The following is a 22,535-nucleotide window of genomic DNA, read 5'->3' on the forward strand; positions in this document are numbered from 1 at the left end:
TCATCGGCCTCCTCAAGCCATCCACATATCGTCCGAAAACCACGACGCCGAGGTTACAAAACCCTCTTCATCAGCCGCACATCGCGCCACGGCCATCGCCGCCGCCACGGCACCATCGATCTTGTTGCCGCTCTTGCCCTTGTGAAACGATCGGTTCCCGGCCGCGTCGATGTGGAGTTGAATGTTGCCGAAGTTCCAGCGCAGGACGGGGTGCCCGCCGTGGCGGAAGTTGCCGCTCAGGATCGCCCGCTCAAGCTCCTTGACGGCCGGCGCCATGGTCACCCATCCCTGCCGGAACTCGACCACTGGGAGCCCGTCCTCGTTGAGGCTCGACATCATGTGACGCCCATAGGTGGGGTCGAAGGCGATTTCCTTGACGTTAAACCGGGCGCAGAGCTCGCGGATATGGTCCTCCACGGCCTTCAAGTCGACAGTATTGCCGGGCGTCGGGATGATGTACCCATCTTCTGCCCATGACAGGTAGTCGACGCCGTGCAACTCTCCACGGCCGCGCAGGTTGTCCTCAGGGCAGAAGAAGAACGGGATTACCTGGTACCCGTTTTCGCCATCGCGCCAGCAAGCCACAACCACCGTCAGGTCTTCATTCTTCGACAGGTCCACGCCGAGGTAGCATGGCTCCTGGACGATCTCCAACTCCTCCGGATCGACCTCTGATGCGCCTTGGTCGTAGACATGCATCTCCACGAACGGTGACGTCGTCTGATCGAGCCATCTATTGAGATTGAATTGCAGGAAACTGTCGCGCTCAAACGGCGAATGTTCGGCCTTGCGCGCTTTGTCGCGGAAGGCGGAGAGGTCCGGGTAACCGTGCTGCAGACCCGGGTTGACCACATGCCAGAGCGCTTCGTCGCGCCAGTCGTCTTCCGGTTCAGCCATGAAAATGACGGGCAGTGTGGCCGGATCCTCGATCTCGCCCTTCTGCACCTTGATCGCGTACTCCACCTGTTGCCAGGCAAGATTCTCCTGGCCCCGACCGGAGGTGGAGGCAATGATCATCAGGGTTCCGGGCACCTTCACCAGGGCACTGTCGAGTGCCTCCCATTGGCGCAAGCCCGCGCGACCTTCCCATGCGTGCAGTTCGTCAGCGATCACAACATTGGGCGTCTTGCCATGCTGCACCTTCCCGTCCGATGCCACGGCAACATACTTCGTCTGTCGCTTGCGGCAAAATATCTTGGATTGATATTCCCGCAGACTCAGGTGTTTCGCGAGCCGCTTGTCGAAGTGGATAAGCATCGCGGCTTCGTTATAGAGTTCCATGGCCTGTTCATGCGCCGACGCGGCCGAGACCATCAGTCCGCCAGGTTCGCTTTCCGGCCCGATCAGGTGCAACAGCGTTATGGCGGCCGCCAACGAGGTCTTGCGATTGCCTCGAGGCAATAGGAGGACCACCCGCCGCACCAGGCGCGATCCATCTTCGCTTCTCGGTCCATAAATTCGGCGGATCGTGTTCTCCTGCCAGGGATCGAGCTGGAACGGATGCCCGGCTGCCGGGTTCTTCGGATGTTTCAGCTTCCGAAGCCAGTCGACGGCCAGTTGGCCCCGGCCGAGAGGATCCGGGATCTCCTCCGGGGCATCGATCCACGAGGGCACTAGCATCAGGAGGCCCCCTGCCAGCCGAATAGATCGTCGTCATCGTCATCGTCCGCGATCGTCGGACGCGATCGCGAGACAGGTGTGGCGCCGAGCTCGGAGGCGACAAGGCGCGCCTGCGTCATAGCCTCATTGCGGATCGACACGGCCGGGTTTTTCCGGACCGAGACCAGGAATGAGTTTCCGTCCTTGTCGACCTTGTAGACTTTCTGCACGGCGCCGGTGCGCTGGATCTCGCGATCCATGTCGCGCACCGTGCCGATCGACATGCAATACGTCTCGATCATGCCCACGTCCGCCTCGGTGAGGATCTTGCGCTCGGCCAAGAGTGGCACGATCCGACCCCATTCGGCCTTGGCATCTTCGCTCAGGTAATCTGGGGGCGGCCGATCGCGCAGCGGCTCTCGTTCGACCCTAAGGTGCGGTTTCGTACCTCTCATGGCGTCACCTCCAGACAACGAAACTCCAAGCCCTTCCGGCGGCCGATGCGCGTGATCTCCTCGATATCGTACGCCGCTCCATCGAAACTCACGCGGTCCTCATCGGTCACCCCGTCGAGGTGGCGCGTGCGGAACACGACAGTCGTCTCGCTGGTCTCCCCCGCATTGCGGAGGAATTCCTCGGTCGAGCGCTCCACCAGCTCGGCACGCAAGGTCGCAACCTTCGCCCAGGTCGAGGATGGCGTGCCGGCATCGTTCACCGTCACGCTGGCGCGCTGGATCTCGATCACGTGCACCAGCTTGCCGGATCTCATGGCGCCGCCTCTTCAACCAGGCAGTCGATGGTCATCACGCCGTGCGAGCTTTCCCCGTCCGGATCCGACAGCGCGCGCATGTTCGAAACGCGCCAATCGATGCAATGATAACCGGCACCGAGGTCAAGACGGCCTGAGCGAATCGCGGCGCGGATCGCCGCCATGATCTCTTTCACCCCCTCCCGCGAGGGCTCTGTCTTCCAGACGTGCAAGCTGTGATAGACCCGACTACGGGTGCGCGCGATGCTTTGGCCCTCGTCGACCACTTGCGCATCGCCGATGACAATGCCAGGCCGTGGCGCCGGCCGGGCGTTCCGGTCGAGGATAGAGCTTGCAGGCACGAGGTCCGTGACCGCTGGCGTGGCCACGAGACGCGCCCGGATGGCTTTCTGTACCGCGAGGTCAACGCTCATTTCGCCTCCCTGATGGCCTTGGCGAGCGCGCGCTTGATGCGCCGTTCCGCCCGCGGCTTTGCCAGGCGAAAGCCCGGCCAGAAGAACGGCTGCGCCGGGTGATACTTGGTGCCGTACTCCTGCAGGTGCGGGTAGCGCACATCGGCGTTGCCAGCCGTGATGGCCACTTGATTCTCCGGCACAACGTGCGATCCGCCCGGTTGCGAGTAAGGCGGCGTGGCATGTCCAGCGAGGGTCACCGCGATGGAACCGATCAGATCGCCTTCATCCTCTGGCGCCAGGCTCTCCATCGCCTCGGCAATCTCGTAACCACCCTGAGCGAGTGCAGGCTCGGCACCGGCCTTGCCGGCCTGGATCATGGCCCGAATGCGCCTCTGGAACTTGGACAGGCCACCGTCATCCGCCATCAGAAGGTAAACTCCCGATACGCGGTCACCAGCTCTTGCACGCCATATGGAACCTCGGCGACGATCGTGCCGGTCAGGGCCGTCTCCCGTTGTTCGTACCACCATGCCGCAAGCTGCAGCACAGCCTCGATCAGGCCCGGCGGGATCGGTTCCTGGTCTTCACCGCCGAAGCATTCCTCGATCTGGAACCCCAGCATGCGCTCGATGTGGTTGTGAGCCGCGTCGAGCTTCTGCTGCAGAAGGCCATCATCCTCCGCACCGATATCATCGGTGAAGGAAAGTTGGGCCTTCAGGTCATCGAGCTCCGCGATCGCCATCGCCCCACCTTACGCCTCGGCTGCGTCAACGCGCACGACGTTGGAATTCACCCAGAGTGACAGGTTAAGCTTCATCACTGAATTCGCTGTGTCGTAAGCCTCGCTTGCACTGGCCACCTTCGCGATGAAGTATCTTTCGGATGGAGTGCCTCCCTCGGGCGCATCGTTGAACTCCACCTTGAAGGCGTAGTCGTGGATCTCCTTTTCCGCGGCGATGGCGGCGGTCTGACCCGCATCCGAGTAGTCGAGACCGCAAACGAGTTCCATTGGCGGCGAGGCGCGCGAACCCTTGAGCCGCTTCGTCCGGGCCTCGCCGATCGCGGAGAAGGTGATTTCCTCGGCGGCGTCGCCCAGTGAGCCAAGGGCTTCAAGCTCCTTGATCTGTACCCAGGTCTCCGAACTGAAGTCGGATTCCACAAAGTCATCAGATTGCTGGGCCATAACGCCACCGATAAACACCTTGGCCCCGGCGGTTGCATAGATGGTCATTTCAAGTTCCTCGCGGTGTTGCGGCGCTCTTCTCGTTGCTTTGCGCCTGAATGACAGTGGGTGCATAGGGGTTGCCAATTGGCTTGATCCCAGAACAGCGTCTGGTCACCCCTGTGCGGTGTGATGTGATCCACCACGGTGGCCTCCGCCCCGCAGCGGGCGCAGCGCGGCTTGCGCCTGAGAAACGCCTTGCGGGCTTTCTCCCAGGCGCCCGTGTAGCCGCGCTGGCTGGAATTCGGCCTGGTCTTGTCGAACCGGGCTTTTCGTTCCGCGTCCACCTTGCGCTGGCATGGGCACCGCGCCCCGTTCGCGACGCGACGTCCGCAGCCACACAGCCGCGCGGGCTTTGTCGGCATATCTCAGATCCCACCATAAAACGTTCCCCCAGAGATCGCGGTCGGTCGCCGGCCGAAATCAAAGTGGGAGATCGCGAGGAGAATCGCTTGGCTGCGAGCCACGTCTGTGGCCGGCCTGAAGGTAGCTGCGTATACATCCAAGGTTCATTCTCCGGATTTGGTTTCCAGGGGCGGCGCAATGCCGCCCCCAGCCGGTCTTGCTGCCCTTGACCATTAGCCGAATGGAACGCGGGACGAGGCAGGAGGGCAGCTTGCCGTTTTTGGGCTGACCGGATCACCCTCGTAGAGGAGACGCCCCGCGAATTCACTGTCAGGTCACCGGCGCATCGGCGGGGTGGCCCTTCACGATTGTCACCCCGACGGCAATCGAGGTGCCGCTGTTCTTGGTGAGGACCGTGCGGATGTACCGCCGATAACCGATGTACCCGACCTTGACCGTAGCGTTGGCTTCGAGGCTGGCAGGGAAGCTCCCGGACAGGTGTGCCGCGGCAACGTCCGTCCAGCCGGTCGACCCATCCTCGCTCTCCTGCAACTTCGCGGTGAAGTCTCCGGAAGAGACGATGGCCCCGGTGTTGATGACCACTGTCGCCGCGTTGAACCCGATCAGGTCGATCGGGTCAGCGGTGTTGGTGGCGGAGAGGACGGCAGCCGCAACCGCCTGAACCACTCCGATATTTGATGCTTGATCGCGCATTGCTCAGTCTCCTCAGCTCGTGGCCATCTTGAGTTTGCGGAACCGCGCGGCCTGCAGGACGCGACCACCGACACGGCGGGTGGCGTGAATGCGGGTGACGCCTTTGCGGGCCTGCGTGTAGGGATCGGACAGGATCGATATGGCGAGGCGATCCACGATCCGATAGGCGCTGAAATCGCCGTAGAGGATCGGGAATGCATTGGCTTCGAGATCTGGCATGTCCACCGCCTCGACCACCGGACGGCCAAGGATCGTTTCCGGCTGGCCGGCCTGGTAGGACGGTTGCCAAAGGAACCGGCCATCGCCATCCTTCAGGGTGCGCACGATGCCCAGCGTGGTGCCGTTCATCATCCAGGTACCGTTATTCCGGTAAGCGGCCGGCAGGTCGTACATCAGCTTTATCAGCTGATCCGCGGAGAGGTTCGTAGCATGGCCGTTGAGCCATTCCCCAATGCCGGTATGGGTCATCAAACCCTCGGGCTGGCCAGCGCCGGTGCCGTTGACGAAGGCAACGCCCTCCTTCTGGCCGAAGTCCTCGGCCAAGGCCATGCGCACTTCCGCCTCGGCGGTGCCGCCACTGTCGGAGAGAAGCTCGTTGCTGATGTCCACGAACGTGGTCAGCTTGTGCGGCGCCACTTCGAGCTGGCCGAAGGTGACCGTCGATTCTTCGGCTTCCTCAGTCTCACCTTCCCATTGGGCATTCGTGACCCCGGTGCGCTTCGGATACTTCACCGAAGGTCCGGTGATGCCGCGAACGCTGGCAACAGACCGGATCGGCGAGAACTCCACGAGGTCGCGCACGAACTCCGTCGACATCTCGGCCGGGGCCAGGTAGCCCGCCTGCGGATCGTTCGAAACGGTCAGCGCCTTGACCTCTTCATCCGGCGTCTCACGGCCCCGGCGCAAGTAGACCGCGAACGCCTTGCGCTCGATTTCCGCCTGCTCGTCGGGATCATCGTCACCGCCCTTGGCGCGGTTCGACTTCGCCTCGATCTTGTCGAGGCGCTCCTCGATCCTGGTCGTGTCGGTCTTCTTCTCGATCTCCTCGAGCCGCTTGTTCACGGTCTCTGTCAGATCGCCGATGGCCTTCGTGACGATATCGTTCGGATCGTCCTCGCCGCCATCCTTGAGGGTGAGCACCGTGCTGCCCAGCAGCTCGGCCTTTTTCAGATGTCGCATGTCAGTTTCCTTTTGCGAGCTGCGCCGCGGCGCGTTGAAGGGATCCCGCCAGCGTCAGCGCGCGGACGGCGGTTTTTGCAGAGGTCACTCGTGCGCCGGGGTGCATCGGAATCGTGACCAGCGAAGCTTCCATGAGTTCCAGCTCGTTGATCGTCCGGCCGCCGCGGGCGCGGGGCGTGGCCTTCTTCGTCCGGAAGCCGATCGAAATACCTCGTACGGCGCCGGCACGGACCAAGGCACGCACTTCGCGGGCACGCGCTACGTCATCGATGAGCAAGCGGCCCTTCAGGCGCAGCCCCTCGGCGTCGTCTTCAGCGGTGTCCCACGTGCCCACCGGGTCATTCTGGTCATGGCCGAAGAGCATCGGCAGGGGCAGCGAGGTGCCGGAGAATGCACCCTTCTGGATCATGTCGCCGATCCGGTCGGCCTCGGCATACTTCCATGCCAGCCCCTCGATCGTACCGTCATCCGTCGCGTCGAGCTTGGTTTCCAGGTACACACGTTCCATCAGTTGCCGTCCTTCCAGAAATGCACTCGGGAAGAGGCGAAGGCGTCGACTTCGGCCTGAAGCCAGTTCGAAGCCCTGAGGACGCGCACCGCGTTGGCGTGCGTCAGGGGCAGCGGTTCATCACCCTCCGAGATTTCCCAGTCGAGAATGCAGCGGGCGAGACTGTCGAGACGGGCGCGTTCCCGCGCCTCGGCAGACACCCGGCCATCGGCATCGGCCACATCCGACAGGTCGTCGGCGAGGCGGAGGCGGGCACGGTTCTGCGTTTCACTGTCAGGCCCGGCCAGCTTGAAGCGAATACCCGTAGACCGTCCGGTCACTGGGTCGAGAAGATCGAGCCAGGCGCCGCGCTCCTGGTCGGCCGAGAAGGCGCGGATATCGTCAAGCTGCATCAGGTGTCTCCTCGTCCTCAGCGTCTTCGTCGTCGCTCCTGGGAGCGTCTGCGGTGATGTTCGGGTTCATGAACAGGTCGCCGCCCTCGCGCGGCGGCAAGCCCAGCCATTGCCGACCCTCGTTCGGGTTGATCACCTGCGACGAAATCAGCGAGTTGATCACGGTCGAGCGTGTGTCGAGATCGGCCCGGGTGAGGTCATCGCGATCAAACCGGATGACGTACTGGCCGCGTTGTTCGTCGGTAAAGAGCGCCCGGCGCAGCGCGCCCTCGGTGGCCCTCAGCCACGGTTCCAAGGTGTAGCTCAGGAACTCGCGCCCCTGCTGTTCCCCGTTGCTCCACGTCGCGCGCTCAAGGTCGAACAACATCGGCGGAGGCACGCGAAAGCACCGGGCGATTTCGAGGATCTGGAACTTCCGGTTTTCAAGGAACTGCGCGTCTGTCGAGCTGAAGGTGAAGGGCTCGAATTCGGCGCCGTCGTACAGGATGGCCGTCTGCCCTTGAGCATCGTCGCCCTCGTGTGTCGCACGCCATGCCGCGCGGGCTGCCTTCACCGCGGCTTCCCCCATTCCCTTCGGGAACTTCAGAGCACCGGATGGCCGTGCACCACGCCCGAACAGCTTTGCCGCGTGCCGATCGAGAGCAATGGCCGTGCCGATTGCCTCGCGGGCCAGTGACAGCGGCGCACGTCCGAACGGGCTCCGGAGGTGAATCAGGTTCGCGGCGGGCACCGGCCGGGTCTCGATCTTGTAGCTGGGCTCGCCGGTGGTCTGATTGAACTGGACGTCAATGACACCGCGACGGTAGCGAATGATCTCGGCAATGCGACCGTCGCCCAGGCGATTGACGTAGGCCGTGCCGCCCCGGTCGTCGGAGAGCGCGTCAATCACGAGATCCCGAAGGAGCTCAAAGCCGGAGGTCCAGTCATTGGCGCTATCGCGAAGGAAGGCCAGGGCCGGGTGGTTCGGTTCTGAGACCTCGGTGCCATCCTCCTCGATGCGCTTCACGGAGACGTCGAGCGTGGCCACGGCCTCCGAAATGACGCGGATTGCAGAGCCAACCGCCGGCACCCGCAGCGCCGCATCCGGCGTGACAGCCACGTTCCCCGTCGAGGTCGGAGTGATGCCGAAGATCGCAAAGAGGTCATCGCCTGGTTCGGCGAGCCCCTTGGTTTCGGTCTTAGGTTTGCTGGTGAACGGCCACATGGGCTTACAATCCACCAATTGACCGGCGCTTGTCGCCCTGCCAAATCCTACCAAATCCTGTCAAATCCGTTCATCCCCGATCGAAAAAACCCTATTTCGGGCAAATCTCGCGCGCTGTTCCCCGCGCCGGTCCCCAAGAACCACCAAAAGTCTGAGACCACCCCCGGTCATGCGTTCAGCGCTCCCAACGTGGGCCATCAGCTCTTGCCCTTCAGCCAAGCGCAAAGCTCCGAGCGTTGCGCGAAATAGGTTCCAACACCGCGCGGCTTGTAGATCGGGACCTCGGGAGCCACCGCCCAACGGCGCACGGTGGACTCCGAAACGCCGAGCGTGCGAGCGATGGATGCCAAGCCCCAGATCTTCTCAGAGCCGCCTGTCAACGCGTCGAAGCGCCGTGGGTCGAGGGCCTGCGCTTTCCCCAGGCCAGGCGGGGTTGCAGTGTCGCGCCTGATCTTCACGATCTTGCCGCTCGTTTCAGCTCTGTGCGCATTGTTGCGGTTCATTGCTCGTGCCTCTCTGCTCTTTCTCGGTGATGGGTGAAGTGCACGGACAGAGACCGAAGTTGGTCACCCGTCACTAGCTTCATTGCAATCATGGCATCGGCCGTCGCGATTGAGATGGCAGAGCTGGGAACACAGCCACCACCAGTCACCTTCGGAGCCCAGAACTCAGCAGCGTTCACGACAGATTCGCCGAAAGTTTTGATCGCGGTTTCGCGCGCGCACGCCCGCGAAGGTTCTTTTATAGGTTCCCTTACAGGGTTCGTGTCGCAATCTGAGACACGGCTTTGGCGATTTTTGAGACACGGCTTTGGCGATTTCTGAGACACGGGCCGTGTCGCAGTTTGAGACACGGGCCGTGTCACATTTTGAGACACGGCTCGATCAGCATCGAAGGCCTCAAGATCTGTATCGAAGGCCAAAAGATAGAAGGTTCGATCCTGTCGTTTCGTCTTCGGATCGGCTCTCTGAACGCGCCTGATGAGATTTGCCTCCTCAAGCTTATCCAGGTAGCGATTGACGGTCGCCCGGCTGATTTCGCAATCCTCAGCCAATCCTTGCTGAGAAGGGTCGCAGCGGCGCGTATCCTTGTTGTGGCGGTCCGCGAGCTGCCAAAGCAGCAATTTCACTCCGGGTTTGAGCCCGCGTTGTTCGATGGCCCACTTGGTTGCACCGAAACTCATCGAACCACCTCCGGCGACATACTCCTTTGCCCCCTGTTCGGATCCTTCCCTGCGCTGAATGGCACAACATCGCCGCGCGTCGTTCCGGGTACAAGAAACGTGTAACGAACCGTACGATGGCGCGCGGTGGCCATTGCCCTCGATAGCCAGCCCCCGTTGATAAGCTCAGCCATGGCTCGTCTGATGGTCGCATCAGAAACACCGAGGTTATTTGCCAAAGTCGGCCGTGACGGGCTGCACTGGCTGATGCTCTCGTTAGCGCAATCCAGTGCAATTTCAGCACCGACCAACCGTGCCCTCATGGATAGGCTCGGCGCACGGCGCACTGCTCGCGCCCACTCCTGGCGCCATGTACTGGGTTCGCGCACACCTACACCTCGCGATAGTGCGCGATGCGTGCGATCCGGCGATCCACCCAAGCTTCGAAGCTGCCGAAATGCCGAGCATGGTTTTGCGCCCTTGCAACACTCGTGTGTTTCGAGATAAAATTTGGAGGTGAAATATCCAAAAGATCAGCCCCGTTCGACGTTGCCGCGTCGGCGGGGTTTTCTTTTGTCAAAAGATCTTCACGACAGTTGGAACCATGGGCCGTAAGCCATTGATTTCCTATGTCGGGGTCAGTTGGATGTTTGGGTGATAGTGCGTTGATCTGGCGAGATTCCCGGCGTCCTGCCGGGGTCGCCAGTTTCCCTCTTGCCGCCGGCGACCCGTGGCCCGCCCTCAGAACTCCGATAGGCCCGGCCGTTTGCCGATGTTGATGTGGTCGATATCCTCGTTGCGGAAGCCGAGGATGATCGACGGGATCATCATGAACACCAGGCAGAAGATCGGCAGCCCGACCACCGTGATGACCTGTTGCAGGGCCGTCAGGCCGGCATCGCCCGCCAGCACGATCAGCATGGCCGCGACAAGCCCTTCGGACACGCCCCAGAAGACCCGCTGGTGAACCGGGCCGGGGGTCGAGGAGCCGGTGCACAGCATGTCGACCACCAGCGAGGCCGAGTCCGACGAGGTGGCGAAGAAGATCGCCACCACGACCACGGCGATGCCCTGCACGATGGTGGCGAAGGGGAACGCCTCGAAGAAGGCGAACATCGCCAGCGGCACCGACTCGGCCACCGCATCGCTGAGGGCCCCGGCCTGGTCGCCGAGCGCCTCGCGCGCCGCGGCGCCGATGCCGTCGATCTCCATCGCCTGCCAGCCGAAGATGGCGAACCAGATCAGGGTGAAGAGCGACGGCGCCATCAGCACGCCGAACACGAACTCGCGGATCGTGCGCCCGCGCGAGATCCGCGCCACGAAAAGGCCGATGAAGGGCGACCAGGTCACCGTCCAGGCCCAGTAGAACACCGTCCAGCTGCCCTGCCAGCCCCACTCGTCGGTGTCGGGGTTGATATCGGCCAGCATGTCGTTCCAGAACGCCAGGCGCGGCAAGTTGCCGAAGTAGAGCCCGAAGGTTTCGACGATACCGCGCAGCAGGAACAGGGTGGAGCCGCAGATCAGCACGAAGATCATCAGGCCGACCGCCATGCCGATATTGATGTTCGACAAAAGCTTCACGCCCTTGTCGAGCCCGGCCACGATCGAGACCACGGCAACGGCCGTCAGCACCGTCAGGATGACGACCTTGAGGGTCACCGTATCCTCGAGCCCGAAGAGCGAGGTGAGACCGGCGGCGATCTGCGACGACCCGAGGCCGAGCGACACCGCCACGCCGAAAAGCGTGCCCAGCACGGCCGCGATGTCGATCGCCTTGCCCCAGGGGCCGTAGATGCGCTCTTTCAGCAGCGGGTAGAAGACGGAGCTGACGCGCACCGGCAGGTCGTAGCGGTTGATGAAATAGGCAAAGGCGAGGCCCGGCAGCGCGAAGATCGCCCATGTGTGCAGCGCGAGGTGATAGGTCGCGATCGAGATCGCGTCCTTCGCGGCTTCCGTCGAATGGGGCTCGACCCCCGGAAGCGGCGGGGTGGAGAAATGGCTCATCGGTTCGGCCACCCCCCAGAACATCAGGACGGTGCCGATGCCCCCGGCAAACAGCATCGTGAACCATGACAGGTTGGTATAGTCGGGGCGCGAGTCGCGCGGGCCAAGGCGGATATGACCGTGGCGGCTCATGGCGGCCCAGATCAGGAAGCCGAGCCAGACATTCACGCCGAGAATGAAGAACCAGCCGATATGCGACACGATCCACGCCCGGCCTGCCGCGAAGGCGTCGCCGATGGGTTCGGGCGCTATGACGAGGGCTATGACGAAGACGACTGTGCAGATCGCGGAAATGAAAAAAATGGCGGGATCGGTTCGAAGGCCCATCCGGTCTGCCCAGTGCTTCATGAGTCTATCCCCCGTTATAAATTTTGCGCCGGTTGTACGGCTTCGAACAATTTAACGCATAGGGTGCGGCACCGGTTCCGAGGGAATTTTGACGGGATAGTATCGGGGCGCTGTGGAGAGCGGCCGGTCGTTGCCGCATGCTGCCCCCGTCACGGTGGTCGTGACCGAACCAATAAAGGGGCCACGACAGCCCCCCCTGCCCGCCTCAGATCACCCGGATCACGTCCTTGTCGATCGCCAGCATATAGCCGCGGCGGGCGATGTTCTTGACCAGCAGCTCGGAAATCATCTGGTTGCCCAGCGTGTCGCGCAGCCGCTTGATGCGGGTGGCGCCGGCGGCTTCCTCGCAATCCTCCTTGGAGCGGCCGGAGATGACCGACTCGATCTCGGCGCCGGTGAGCACGTCGTCGTCCATCCTTGCCTCGGCCAGCACGGCGAGAGTTTCCATCGCCGCCTCGGTCAGCTTGAAGCCCATGTTGTTGAGGTAGACGGTGTTCTCGTCGCGGCTGATCAGGAGCGAGCTGACCTGGATGCCCGAGCGCTCGATCTGGGCCATGCGGCGGTTGAGCGCCACCAGCATGACGAGGAAGACCAGCGCCGCAATCAAAAGCGCGGTGGCAAAGACCAGCAGCACGAAGATCACGATGCGATAGCTGGTCAGCGTTTCGGAAAAGGCCGTGCCCGACAGGGCGAGGATTTCCAGAAGCTTGATCTCGGCCTCGGCCGTCAGCGCATCGTTCTCGACGAAGATGCGCTCGACCCGGGCGTTGAAGGCGTTGCCGTCGGGCAGGGTGAGAAACAGGAAAACGGCCGTCAGCGACAGGATCAGCACGATGGCGATCACGCCGCCCATGACAACCCGGCTGCCCGAGCGGCGGGCGTCTGCGGCCAATCCTGTGTCGTCTGTCACCACCGGTGTGCTCCCCTCGTCACCTCACCGTATCTCCTTAGCCTCACTGCTGACGCACCGACAGAATCTTCAGAAGCGTCAGCCCCCTTCCGGCAAGGATCGGCCGAAGCTGCGCCTGGGCGGTCGCCGCATTGCAGGGGCCGGGCACGACGGCCACCTCGAAGAACAGCTCGAGCGGGTTGTCGCGCTTGGCCTTGTATTCGACAGTGCAGGCAGCCTGGGCCGATGCGGCGGCAGACAGCGCGAGACCCGCGGCAAGCAGGCATATGGAAAGCATCCGTTTCATGGCGCCAACATGCGCCGAACCTTGCGGCTATTCAATAACCGCCTGCATGAAATGGGCTTTTCACGGTCTGTTATCCGATAACACCGTGGCGATATTGCCTGACAGAGGCGGAAGGGCCCACTCTTTGGATATGCTCGGCGTCGCAGGTATGCGCGGCTGCCGGATGTACTGGTAAAACCTGCCTGAAAGGACCGCCCAATGCCCTTTAGAAATTTCATCACCTCGATCATGGCCGCCGCCGTGGCGCTGACCATGCTGTCGTCGGCTCCGGCCCGTGCAGATAACGACACCGCCAAGATCATCGCCGGCGCCGCCGCGCTGGCCATCATCGGCATGGCGATTGCCGACGCCAATGACAACGACAACTACTACGTGTCGCGTCACGGCTATAACCCCTATCGCGCCCAGCGCCAGCGCCAGCATAACCGCTGGGTCCGCCAGCAGCGCATCCAGCGCCACCAGTATCGCCAGCACCGGCGGCACCATGGCCACGCCCATCACGGGCACCGCCACAACAACCACCGCAACTGGTGATCGGTAACGAGTAATCACGTTGTCCCGTGAGCAGTGGGAAGGGGAGGGCTTCGGTCCTCCTCTTCTTTTTTCGGGGGCCGGCACGGGCGAGGGGTGAGCCCCCTGCCCCGCCATGAACCTCGGGCGGCCGCCCCTACCTGTTGCCGCCGCCCAGCAGGTCCCGCAGGATCCGCTCCACCGCGCTTTCGCCCCGGCCCTGTGTCGGCTGTTGCTGCTGCGGCTGTTCGGGCCGCGGATCGATGTCGCGGTCACTGGCCACGTCCTGACCGCGCAGCATCGGCAGCGGCCGCGCCTCCAGCCCCTCGTGCACCCGGATCATCGTCTCGCGCCAGATCTCGGCCGGCAGCCCGCCGCCCGTGACCCCCTGCAGGGGCGAGTTGTCGTCATACCCCATCCAGACACCCGCCACGTAATCCGCCGAAAAGCCAAGGAACCACGCATCGCGCGCCGCCTGGGTCGTGCCGGTCTTCCCGGCAACCTCGCGGTCGGGCAGCTTCGCCCGCCCGCCGGTGCCGCTCATCACGACCTGGTTCATCATGAAGATCAGCTCTTTCGCCGCTTCCTCGCGGATCACCCGTTCGCCGATCCCGCCGCCTGTGCCCATCAGCGGGGTATCCTCGCCCAGCAGGGTCAGCTCGACCAAGCCATAAGGCGTCACCGACGAGCCGCCATTGAGGATGCCGGCATAGGCCCCCGTCATCTCGAGCAGCGTGCTCTCCGACGCACCCAGCGCCAGCGCCGGCCCGTCGGCGAGACTGCTTTCGATGCCGAAATCCGAGGCGACCTTGCGCACCTTCTCGCGCCCGACCGCCTCCGACACCTTCACCGCCGGCACGTTCAGCGACCGCCGCAGCGCGTCGGTCAGCGTCACCCGGCCGTAATGCTTGCGGGTATAGTTCTCGGGGCACCACCGGCCCGAGCCGGGAATGCTCAGGCAATAGGGTTCATCGACCACGGTCGAGTTGTGGCTGTAGCCCAGCTCCAGCGCGGTCGCGTAAACGAACGGCTTGAAGGCCGAGCCCGTCTGCCGGTTCGCCATGGTCGCCCGGTTGAAGGCGCCCGTCACCTTGGTCTTGCGCCCGCCCACCATGGCGCGCACCGCGCCATCGGCCGACATCACCACGATCGCGGCCTGCGCCTTCGATCCGTCCTTCACCTTCTCCTCGAACACCGTCTTCAGCGCCTCTTCGGCGGCCCGCTGAATGCGCTGATCCAGCGTCGTGCGGATCAGCACGTCCTCGGTCGTGTCGCGGGTAAAGAAGTCGGGGCCCGATTCCATCACCCAGTCGGCGAAATAACCGCCGGTCTGCGCCTCTGCCGCCTCCGACAGGGTTGCCGGGTTGGCCTGCGCCTCCTCCATCTCGGCCTCGCTCAGGTAGCCCTGCTCGCGCATCAGCCGCAGCACCGTGGCCGCCCGATCCTGCGACCGCTCGAGGTTCGAGGTCGGCGCCAGCCGCGTCGGCGCGGTCAGCAGCCCGGCCATCATCGCGGCCTCCTGCGCGGTCACTTCCGCGGCGTGCTTGCCGAAATAACGCTGCGCGGCGGCCTCGGCCCCGAAGGCGCCGCTGCCCATATAGGCCCGGTTCAGGTAGATCGAGAGGATCTCGTTCTTGGTGTACTTGGCTTCCATCGACAGCGAATAGATCGCCTCTTTCGCCTTCCGCCACAGCGTCGTGCGCCGGCAATCCTGCACGTAATCCTGCTCGCTCTCCCAGACATCCGGGTCGAACTGCACGCCCAGGCACAAAAGCTTGGCGGTCTGCTGCGTGATGGTCGAACCGCCATGCCCCGACAGCGGCCCGCGCCCCTCGCTCAGGTTGATGCGGATGGCACTGGCCACACCGCGCGGGCTGATCCCGAAATGCCGGTAGAACCGCCGGTCCTCGGTCGCGACCACTGCATTCTTCAGGTGCGGGCTGACCGTCTCGGCGGTCACCACGCCGCCGAACTGGTCGCCGCGCCAGGCAAAGACCTCGCCATCGCGGTCGCGCAGCGTGACAGACCCGCGCGCACGCCCGTCGAGCACCTCGCGCACGTCCGGCAATGTCGAATAGGTATACAGCACCGCCATGCCGATGATCAGCACGACAACCGCGGTGATCCGCCACGTGGCGGCCCATACCAGGCGGAAAAACCACCCGAAGAGCCCGCCGAACAACCGCACCACCCAGTTCGACGACCGCTTGCGCCGCCGCTTGGGCGCGGCCTTGCGCTTGGTTGCCGTGGTCGTCTTCGCTTTCGGTTTCGCCGTTGTTTTCTTTCGCCGATCGTCCGCGACTAGCCGCGGCTTCTTCCGACCATTGTTACTCATGCTCGCCCCATTCGGATCTTGCCCGATGCACGGATACTAAACCGCCTTACCGACAAAGTTGACCCCTGCTATGGCTTTTTGAATTGCCTATTTTTTGTGCATCCAAAAATGCCCGCTTAATTTTTAATCTAATTGCCCGTTTCCAACGCGCCTGACCATGCGACTCATCTTCCGCACACCCGGACAGACGGTTTTTCTGCGGGTGCAAAACTAACCCTTGCACTGAGAATCCGAAAGGGGTGTCCTGTGAAACTCATTGTAGCAACCATCAAGCCCTTCAAGCTTGAGGATGTTCGCGAAGCGCTGACCGAGATCGGCGTCCGCGGCATGATGGTGACCGAGATTAAGGGCTTCGGCGCTCAATCCGGCCACACCGAAATCTACCGCGGCGCTGAATACGCCGTGAATTTTGTCCCGAAAATCAAGCTCGAGGTCGCCGTCTCCGCATCGATGGCCGACCAGGTGATCGAGACCATCGCCAAGACTGCCCGCACCGGCAAGATCGGCGACGGCAAGATTTTCGTTCTCGACATCGGACAAGCCATGCGCGTGCGCACCGGCGAAACCAACGAAGACGCGCTGTAAATACCGCGTGCAGGGAAAGGAGCTTTATCAAATGAAACGTCTTACCAAATTCGGGCTTGGGGCCGCGGTACTGACCGCGCTGCCGTCACTGGCCCTGGCCCAGGACGCCGCGGCGCCGGGCTTCGACGAAATCGGCCCGTACATCATGACCACGCTGCTGTTCTGCATGGCGGGGTTCCTGGTGTTCTTCATGGCCTGCGGCTTTGCCATGCTCGAGGGCGGGCTTGTCCGCTCGAAGAACGTCACCATGCAGATGACCAAGAACATCGCCCTCTATTCCCTCGCGGCGATCATGTACTGGCTCATCGGCTTCAACCTGATGTACCCCGGCGACGGCTGGATCATGGCCGGCTGGGTCGGTCCGTTCTTCTCGCCGACCGTGCTTGACCCGGTGGGCGTCGCCGCGGCCGACGCGGCCCTCGACTATGCCTCGATCGGCTCGGACTTCTTCTTCCAGCTGGTCTTCGTCGCCGCCACCGCCTCGATCGTGTCGGGCGCGCTGGCCGAGCGTATCAAGCTGTGGCCCTTCCTTGTCTTCACGATCCTGCTGACCGGCGTCATGTACCCGATCTCGGGCTCCTGGCAGTGGGGTGGCGGCTGGCTCTCCGAGATGGGCTTCTCCGACTTCGCGGGTTCGACCGTGGTGCACTCCGTGGGTGGCTGGGCCGCTCTGGCCGGTGCCATCGTCCTCGGCCCCCGTATCGGCAAGTACAGCAAGGACGGCAAGGTCATCCCGATCCCGGGCTCGAACCTCGCACTGGCCACGCTGGGCACGTTCATCCTGTGGCTGGGCTGGTTCGGCTTCAACGGCGGCTCGCAGCTTGCCATGGGCACGGTGGGCGATGTCTCCGACGTGTCGCGCATCTTCGCCAACACCAACATGGCAGCCGCGGCCGGTGCCGTCACCGCGCTCATCATGACCCAGGCCATGTACAAGAAGCCTGACCTCACGATGGTGCTCAACGGTGCCCTCGCCGGCCTCGTGTCGATCACCGCCGAACCCCTCGCACCGAGCCTCTTCGGCGCGCTCTGGATCGGGGCCATCGGTGGCGTGATCGTCGTGCTCACCGTGCCGATGCTCGACAAGATGAAGATCGACGACGTCGTCGGCGCCATCCCGGTCCACCTCTTCGCAGGTATCTGGGGCACCATCGCCGTGGTCTTCTACAACAGCGACGCCAACATCGTGACGCAGATCACCGGCATCATCGCCTACGGCGTGTTCACCTTCGTGGGCAGCCTCGTGCTCTGGTTCATCATCAAGGCCATCCTCGGCCTGCGGGTCAGCGAAGAAGACGAAATCGCCGGCCTCGACATGAGCGAACTGGGCATGGAAGCCTACCCCGAGTTCTCCAACGCTTGATAAAGCGTCTTTCCTGGAGCAACTTCCCCCGGGCTTCGGCCCGGGGTTTTTTTATGCCTTGTCCAGATGCCTCCGCCGGGAACGGCCGGACCGCCACGGCCGGCAGGCGTGATCAACGCCCCTTGCCTCTCAGGGATGCGGGGTCCAGCGGATCGCGGGCGCGCCCTGCGGGTGGGAAATGCCGCCCGGATAGCTCAGCAGCTCGATCAGCGTGCCCCAGGGCGCCCGGCCATAGATGCCGGCATTCCCCTCCTGGTCCTCGTTGTTGGCCAGCGGATGCGGGCCTTTCAGCAGCTCTCCCCCGGCAGCGCTGAACGCGGCACAGGCCGCCTCCATGTCATCGACGTAAAGGCCCAGATGCGTCAGCCCCTCGTCCTGCAGGCGCGCCGGCCCGGCCTGCTCGCCGCCCTCCATCCGGAACAGCTCCAGGCACGGCCCGTTGCCGAGCCGAAGAAGCCGCATGTGAACGATGCGCGTTCCGGCGGTCAGGCCAAGCTCCGCCTCGGGGCCGTCGCCTTCCATGTCGGGGCCATCCTCGGGCAGCACGTCGTACAGCGTCACCGCCCCGAACGCGTCTTGAAAGAAACGGGTGGCGGCGTCGATGTCCGGCACCGTCATCCCGGCATGGTCGATCCCGCGGATGCCCGGCGCCGCCGGCGTGTCGGCGGCGATGGCGCCAAGCTCGGTGACCTCCGACGCGCCACCGGCCGCGACCTCCCCGAGCGCCTCGTTGAATTGCCGCGTATGTGGCTCATCGAGATGCGCCTCGAAGGCCGCGTCGTCGCGATACTCTTCCAGCATCACCACGGCGCCGCCGCTTTCGGCGAAGGCCTCGAACCGGATATTCCCCGGCTCGGCCCGGACATGCCGGGCCAGCTCGTCGACCAGCGTCTTCAGCCGCGCCTCCTGCCCGGGCCCGGGGGTGGCGCGCGCCATCATCGTGCGTGTCATGGGTGCCTCCGTCTCGCGGCGCCGCGATGCGGCCTTCACCGGGCCAACCATGCGCCCCCTTGCGAAGTTCCCGGCCGCCCTCAGATCAGCGGCAACCGGCGGGGCGGGATCACCTCGATCGGCGCGATCTTCTGCATCCCCTCGCTGTCGATGATCCTGAGCCGCCCGGCCCGCCACGCCACCAGCCCGTCGGCGATCAGCGCCTTCAGCGTCCGGTTCGTATGCACCAGCGACAGGCCCAGCGCGTCGGCGATGTGCTGCTGCGTGATCGGCACGTCCACGCTGCCATCCCGGCTGACCAGCCCCAGCCGCTCGGCCTTGCCGAAGATGATCAGCAGCGCCTGCACGATCCGCTCCCTCGCCGTGCAGCGCCCGATGCTCAGAAGGTTCGCATCCATCAGCCGCTCGCCCCGCGCCGCGTGCCACACCACCGTATGCGCCAGCCCGGGCTGGGTGTGAAACAGATTGGCCAGATCGGAGCGCTGGAACACGCACAGCGTCATGCTTGTCAGCGCCTCGACCGAATGATCCATCACGTCGAACATCGCCGCCTGCAGCCCCAGCAGATCCCCCGGCATCACGAAGTTCATGATCTGCCGCCGCCCGTCCTCGAGCGTCTTCTCCCGCAGGCCCCAGCCCGACAGAACGGTGAAGACATGCGGGCTGTTCACCCCCTCGTCCAATATCCGCGTCCGCGGGTCCACCGTCATCTCGCCTGACTTCAGCTGCGTGATGAACTCCAGCTCCTTGCCGCGCGTCTCCTCGAAGACGTCGAGCTTGCGAAGGGGGCAGTCAGAGCATTTAACCATGGATTTCATGCAGTTATGATCGCCCCAAACCGGCCGTTTCGGCAACAGAAATGTTTCATCCCGATACATCATAGGTGAAAGAGCGGATTTCCGGCGCGCGCTATAGTGCGATTCTGCTTTGAAATGTCAGCGCCGCCCGAGGCGCCGGGAGGAGAACCCCTGATGATCATCTACCCAGAGATCGCGATAAAGAACGGCCGATGCGTCACCCTTCGCAAAGGCCAGATGACATTGCCCGAAGAACACGACACCAGCCCGCTCGACCTCGCCCGGCACTACGCGGCTCACGGGGCCGAATGGCTCCACGTCGCCGATCTCGACGCCACCGGGCGCCACAGCCACGACAACACCGCGCTCGTCGAACAGATCATCCGCGAGGTCGACATCCCCGTGCAGGTCTCCGGCGGCATCCACAAGCCGCATCACATCGACTGGTGGATCGACCGCGGCGCCGAAACCGTGGTGATCGGCTCGGCCGCCTATCTCGGGCCCGGCGTTGTACGAAGCTCGGCCGAACGCCACCCGTTCCGCGTGCTCGTCTCGGTCGACATCCGCGATGGCGAGGTCATGGTCGACGGCTGGACCCGCCCCACCGGCACGCCGCCGCTCGACTTCCTGCAGAGCTTCGACAACCTCTGCCTCGCCGGCGTCATCGTCAACGACACCGACTACGACGCCGACCTGCCCGACGGCTCCGTCGCGCTCGTCGCCGACCTCGCCCGCCAGCTCAAGACGCCCGTGATCGCCAGCGGCCTCGCCAAGACGCTCGATCACGTCTCGACCCTCAAGTATCTCGGCAACATCGCCGGCGCGATCGTCGGGCGCGGCCTGCATCACGGCACCTTCACCCTCGAAGAGGCCCAGCGCATCGTCGTCGAACGCGACACCCGCGCGATGATGCTCCGCCGCCTGTCCGAGGGCGCGCCCGTCAAGAAATCCAGGATAACGATCCACCAGGGACCGCCTTCCGAAAAGGGCACCTCTCGTCCCCGGGGTGCCCGGTTTGCCAAGGTCGCGGAATCGCATAGCTGACCTGGCAGGCACCGGCACGGCGCGGCCTCTCCTGTCCCAAGCCCTAGGGGCCGTGCCGTGCCGGTAAACCAATGAAAACCCGCCGAAGGAGGAATGGCGACGTGGCAGACACCAAGAGGCCAGCGGACTGGAACCTGATCTACCGCGAGGTCCTCGCCGGCTGGCACAAGGACACGCTGCGGCCGAAGATGGTCTTCATCCAGAACGACGGCACCCTCGTCGACGGCGCCACCAGCCGCAAACCCGAGCGCGGCAACTCCCCCAGCCACGCCGCGGCGGCCATCTTTCACCTCTCCCACATCCGCGCCTTCCCCATCGCCCAGAGCGACGACGCCTACGACTATTGCGACAGGCTGGCCGACCAGCACCGGTAGGGCGCCACCCACCCGGCCAACGGTCGATGCGCGGCGGGCTCCCCCGTCAAGTCCGCGCGGGGGCTTGGCAGTCAGGATGAGAGTCAGGCCCGCGGGTCCCGTCTGCTTGCCTGTTTACCAAATCCGGCTAAGCTCCGCGTTCTTTCAGCCGTGACCGGGCCAGTCTGAATGGATCACAAAGAATACAACACCTTGTTCGAAGAGGAATTCGCCGACCCCCTGAAGGCGCTGGGGTTTGCCCGCGTCCGCAAGACCAGGTCGCTCAGATACCAGAACGGCACCCGCGACCTGTGGATCAGGCGGGTCAGCAGCAAATGGCCCCATCCGGGCGTGGCGAAGACAGCCATCTGCTTTCGCCACAGCTTTCTGCGTCCGGTGACCTGCGACGATCCCGACAGCGACGACCTTTACATGCTCGACTTCCCCCGGGCGCTGAGGTTCGAGGATTTCGAGGGCTGGCTCAAACCGAGCCCGAGCTATCGCCCCGACATCACGCGGCGCGAGCCGAGCGAATTCCGCTATGGCGACAAGGGCCCCGATGCCGTCAGGAAACACCTTCGCAGGATGAGGCGCCTCGTCGAGAAACGCATACTGCCCTGGGCGAACGGCCTCACCGAAGAAGGCGAGTTGGCCCAAATCATCGCATTCGGCCAGCAACTCTGGTGCGAAAAGCGGTGGATGGAGGATTACCGTCACCGTCTGACCGAGGCACGGGAATAGGGCGCGGGGCGCCTGTGGAAGTGGGTAGATGAGATGAAGCCCGTCTATTCCTGACGCTGAGAAGACGCGCATTGACGGGCCGTGGTGCGCCGTGCCGCCGGTACGGCCCACCGCGCAGTGTATAAAGGTCGGCAGCGCGGGACGAAGCGGTCATTGAGTCCCGACGGTGAGAAGACGCGTATCGACGGGCCGTGGTGCGGCGAACCAACGTAGGTGATGGGCAGTTTATCTCTGCCAAGCACATCCACCGCTCGCGCGTGGCACTTCATTTGCCAAATCGCCGTGCCGTGGGGCGGCCCGTCGATGCGCGGCGGGCTACGCCCTCGATTCCGCGCAGGTGCTCCGTGGATGCGTCAGGATTGGGCTCTAAGCCGCCCTTCGCGGCAACGTCCACGACCGTCAGCCCTGCCCCCAAGCCCCCCAACTTCACCCATTCACCACCTTCGGCGCCCCCGTCGCCATATCCGTGCCCACGTACCGCTTCTTCGCCTCTTTCCACGCGCCAAAGCCGCCCTCCATATGGGCGATCCGGGTCATCCCCGCCTCGATGCATTTTCGCGCCACCTTCTCCGAGCGCACGCCAGAGCCACAGTGGAACACGATCCGCTTGTCCGACTGCCCCGGCAGCTTGCGCGCCTCGAAGAACGGCATCGGCATCAGCAGCGCGCCGACGATATGCTCGAAGGAATATTCCTGCACCGTGCGCACGTCGATCAGCACGATCTCGTCGCGGTCAAAGGCCTGGGCCACTTCCTCGACCGTCCATGTCTCAAGCACGGCGTCGCCCACGTTTTCCGTTTTCATGATCTTTCTCCCAAT

At 63.8% G+C, this 22,535-nt stretch carries 28 protein-coding genes; 6 read left to right on the top strand and 22 right to left on the bottom strand.

The features are described 5' to 3' along the window. Positions 1–12 precede the first annotated feature (12 nt). The 18 genes from RIdsm_RS23510 to RIdsm_RS23600 form a co-directional block, all read right to left on the bottom strand. Entirely contained in the window at positions 13–1,620 is a 1,608-nt protein-coding gene (locus tag RIdsm_RS23510) for a terminase large subunit (RefSeq protein ID WP_057812950.1), read from the bottom strand. Next, positions 1,620–2,054, bottom strand: a complete 435-nt coding sequence (locus tag RIdsm_RS23515; RefSeq protein WP_057812948.1) for a phage terminase small subunit P27 family — start codon at positions 2,052–2,054, stop codon at positions 1,620–1,622. Before RIdsm_RS23515 ends, RIdsm_RS23510 begins: the two co-directional genes overlap by 1 nt. Further along, complete coding sequence (locus tag RIdsm_RS23520) at positions 2,051–2,368, bottom strand: phage head closure protein (protein ID WP_057812945.1); 318 nt, start codon at positions 2,366–2,368, stop codon at positions 2,051–2,053. The genes RIdsm_RS23515 and RIdsm_RS23520 overlap by 4 nt, the downstream gene beginning before the upstream one ends. Further along, positions 2,365–2,781 carry a DUF3168 domain-containing protein gene (locus tag RIdsm_RS23525; protein WP_057812943.1) on the bottom strand — a complete coding sequence of 139 codons (417 nt, stop codon included), beginning with the start codon at positions 2,779–2,781 and terminating at the stop codon, positions 2,365–2,367. The genes RIdsm_RS23520 and RIdsm_RS23525 overlap by 4 nt, the downstream gene beginning before the upstream one ends. Further along, entirely contained in the window at positions 2,778–3,188 is a 411-nt protein-coding gene (locus RIdsm_RS23530; protein ID WP_057812941.1) for an HK97-gp10 family putative phage morphogenesis protein, read from the bottom strand. The genes RIdsm_RS23525 and RIdsm_RS23530 overlap by 4 nt, the downstream gene beginning before the upstream one ends. After that, positions 3,188–3,505 (bottom strand): head-tail connector protein, encoded by a 318-nt coding sequence (locus tag RIdsm_RS23535; protein ID WP_057812939.1) that lies wholly within the window; start codon positions 3,503–3,505, stop codon positions 3,188–3,190. Before RIdsm_RS23535 ends, RIdsm_RS23530 begins: the two co-directional genes overlap by 1 nt. A 9-nt stretch (positions 3,506–3,514) precedes the next feature. After that, a complete protein-coding gene (locus RIdsm_RS23540; RefSeq protein ID WP_057812937.1) occupies positions 3,515–3,994 on the bottom strand; it encodes a hypothetical protein in 480 nt (159 codons plus the stop codon). Beyond that, a complete protein-coding gene (locus RIdsm_RS23545; protein WP_074939961.1) occupies positions 3,991–4,350 on the bottom strand; it encodes an HNH endonuclease signature motif containing protein in 360 nt (119 codons plus the stop codon). Before RIdsm_RS23545 ends, RIdsm_RS23540 begins: the two co-directional genes overlap by 4 nt. 310 nt (positions 4,351–4,660) lie before the next feature. Next, positions 4,661–5,044, bottom strand: coding sequence for a hypothetical protein (locus RIdsm_RS23550; RefSeq protein WP_057812935.1), 384 nt, complete (start codon positions 5,042–5,044; stop codon positions 4,661–4,663). Positions 5,045–5,056: 12 nt separating this feature from the next. Beyond that, positions 5,057–6,223, bottom strand: coding sequence for a phage major capsid protein (locus tag RIdsm_RS23555; RefSeq protein WP_057812933.1), 1,167 nt, complete (start codon positions 6,221–6,223; stop codon positions 5,057–5,059). Position 6,224: 1 nt separating this feature from the next. After that, positions 6,225–6,731: an HK97 family phage prohead protease gene (locus RIdsm_RS23560; RefSeq protein ID WP_057812931.1), complete on the bottom strand. Its 507-nt coding sequence runs from the start codon at positions 6,729–6,731 to the stop codon at positions 6,225–6,227. Next, positions 6,731–7,123 carry a hypothetical protein gene (locus RIdsm_RS23565; protein ID WP_057812929.1) on the bottom strand — a complete coding sequence of 131 codons (393 nt, stop codon included), beginning with the start codon at positions 7,121–7,123 and terminating at the stop codon, positions 6,731–6,733. The genes RIdsm_RS23560 and RIdsm_RS23565 overlap by 1 nt, the downstream gene beginning before the upstream one ends. Continuing rightward, positions 7,113–8,327 (bottom strand): phage portal protein, encoded by a 1,215-nt coding sequence (locus tag RIdsm_RS23570; protein ID WP_057812927.1) that lies wholly within the window; start codon positions 8,325–8,327, stop codon positions 7,113–7,115. The genes RIdsm_RS23565 and RIdsm_RS23570 overlap by 11 nt, the downstream gene beginning before the upstream one ends. A gap of 197 nt (positions 8,328–8,524) precedes the next feature. Continuing rightward, positions 8,525–8,830, bottom strand: coding sequence for a helix-turn-helix transcriptional regulator (locus RIdsm_RS23575; protein WP_236553167.1), 306 nt, complete (start codon positions 8,828–8,830; stop codon positions 8,525–8,527). Then, entirely contained in the window at positions 8,827–9,510 is a 684-nt protein-coding gene (locus RIdsm_RS23580) for a helix-turn-helix domain-containing protein (RefSeq protein WP_074939959.1), read from the bottom strand. Before RIdsm_RS23580 ends, RIdsm_RS23575 begins: the two co-directional genes overlap by 4 nt. Before the next feature lie 720 nt (positions 9,511–10,230). Continuing rightward, positions 10,231–11,841, bottom strand: a complete 1,611-nt coding sequence (locus tag RIdsm_RS23590) for a BCCT family transporter (RefSeq protein ID WP_057812923.1) — start codon at positions 11,839–11,841, stop codon at positions 10,231–10,233. A gap of 205 nt (positions 11,842–12,046) precedes the next feature. Beyond that, a complete protein-coding gene (locus tag RIdsm_RS23595) occupies positions 12,047–12,694 on the bottom strand; it encodes a winged helix-turn-helix domain-containing protein (RefSeq protein ID WP_057812921.1) in 648 nt (215 codons plus the stop codon). A 100-nt stretch (positions 12,695–12,794) separates the two neighbouring features. Next, the gene (locus RIdsm_RS23600; protein WP_057812919.1) at positions 12,795–13,037 is read right to left on the bottom strand and encodes a hypothetical protein; all 243 of its coding nucleotides are present in this window, start codon (positions 13,035–13,037) and stop codon (positions 12,795–12,797) included. A 198-nt stretch (positions 13,038–13,235) separates the two neighbouring features. Between RIdsm_RS23600 and RIdsm_RS23605 the strand changes: the two genes are divergently transcribed. Further along, entirely contained in the window at positions 13,236–13,571 is a 336-nt protein-coding gene (locus tag RIdsm_RS23605; protein ID WP_057812917.1) for a hypothetical protein, read from the top strand. A 133-nt stretch (positions 13,572–13,704) separates the two neighbouring features. On the opposite strand, the gene RIdsm_RS23610 is transcribed toward RIdsm_RS23605, so the two are convergent. Beyond that, the gene (locus RIdsm_RS23610) at positions 13,705–15,882 is read right to left on the bottom strand and encodes a transglycosylase domain-containing protein (protein ID WP_057812915.1); all 2,178 of its coding nucleotides are present in this window, start codon (positions 15,880–15,882) and stop codon (positions 13,705–13,707) included. A gap of 246 nt (positions 15,883–16,128) precedes the next feature. On the opposite strand from RIdsm_RS23610, the gene RIdsm_RS23615 reads away from it, so the two are divergent. Both RIdsm_RS23615 and RIdsm_RS23620 read left to right on the top strand, forming a co-directional pair. Beyond that, entirely contained in the window at positions 16,129–16,467 is a 339-nt protein-coding gene (locus tag RIdsm_RS23615; RefSeq protein ID WP_057812913.1) for a P-II family nitrogen regulator, read from the top strand. Between the two features lie 31 nt (positions 16,468–16,498). Next, the gene (locus tag RIdsm_RS23620; protein WP_057812911.1) at positions 16,499–17,830 is read left to right on the top strand and encodes an ammonium transporter; all 1,332 of its coding nucleotides are present in this window, start codon (positions 16,499–16,501) and stop codon (positions 17,828–17,830) included. A gap of 129 nt (positions 17,831–17,959) precedes the next feature. Here the strand turns inward: RIdsm_RS23620 and RIdsm_RS23625 are convergent, their stop codons facing one another. Both RIdsm_RS23625 and RIdsm_RS23630 read right to left on the bottom strand, forming a co-directional pair. Continuing rightward, positions 17,960–18,781 (bottom strand): antibiotic biosynthesis monooxygenase, encoded by an 822-nt coding sequence (locus RIdsm_RS23625; protein ID WP_201455549.1) that lies wholly within the window; start codon positions 18,779–18,781, stop codon positions 17,960–17,962. Positions 18,782–18,861: 80 nt separating this feature from the next. Continuing rightward, positions 18,862–19,590, bottom strand: coding sequence for a Crp/Fnr family transcriptional regulator (locus tag RIdsm_RS23630; RefSeq protein ID WP_201455548.1), 729 nt, complete (start codon positions 19,588–19,590; stop codon positions 18,862–18,864). Positions 19,591–19,752: 162 nt separating this feature from the next. On the opposite strand from RIdsm_RS23630, the gene RIdsm_RS23635 reads away from it, so the two are divergent. The 3 genes from RIdsm_RS23635 to RIdsm_RS23645 all read left to right on the top strand — a co-directional run bounded on the left by RIdsm_RS23635 (position 19,753) and on the right by RIdsm_RS23645 (position 21,716). Further along, a complete protein-coding gene (locus tag RIdsm_RS23635; protein WP_057812910.1) occupies positions 19,753–20,622 on the top strand; it encodes a 1-(5-phosphoribosyl)-5-[(5-phosphoribosylamino)methylideneamino]imidazole-4-carboxamide isomerase in 870 nt (289 codons plus the stop codon). Between the two features lie 101 nt (positions 20,623–20,723). Beyond that, positions 20,724–20,996 carry a hypothetical protein gene (locus tag RIdsm_RS23640; protein WP_057812908.1) on the top strand — a complete coding sequence of 91 codons (273 nt, stop codon included), beginning with the start codon at positions 20,724–20,726 and terminating at the stop codon, positions 20,994–20,996. A 168-nt stretch (positions 20,997–21,164) separates the two neighbouring features. Continuing rightward, the gene (locus RIdsm_RS23645; protein ID WP_057812906.1) at positions 21,165–21,716 is read left to right on the top strand and encodes a hypothetical protein; all 552 of its coding nucleotides are present in this window, start codon (positions 21,165–21,167) and stop codon (positions 21,714–21,716) included. Positions 21,717–22,142: 426 nt separating this feature from the next. Here the strand turns inward: RIdsm_RS23645 and RIdsm_RS23650 are convergent, their stop codons facing one another. After that, positions 22,143–22,520, bottom strand: coding sequence for a rhodanese-like domain-containing protein (locus RIdsm_RS23650; protein ID WP_057812905.1), 378 nt, complete (start codon positions 22,518–22,520; stop codon positions 22,143–22,145). Positions 22,521–22,535: the final 15 nt, after the last annotated feature.

Source organism: Roseovarius indicus (assembly GCF_008728195.1).
Taxonomy (GTDB): Bacteria; Pseudomonadota; Alphaproteobacteria; order Rhodobacterales; family Rhodobacteraceae; genus Roseovarius; species Roseovarius indicus.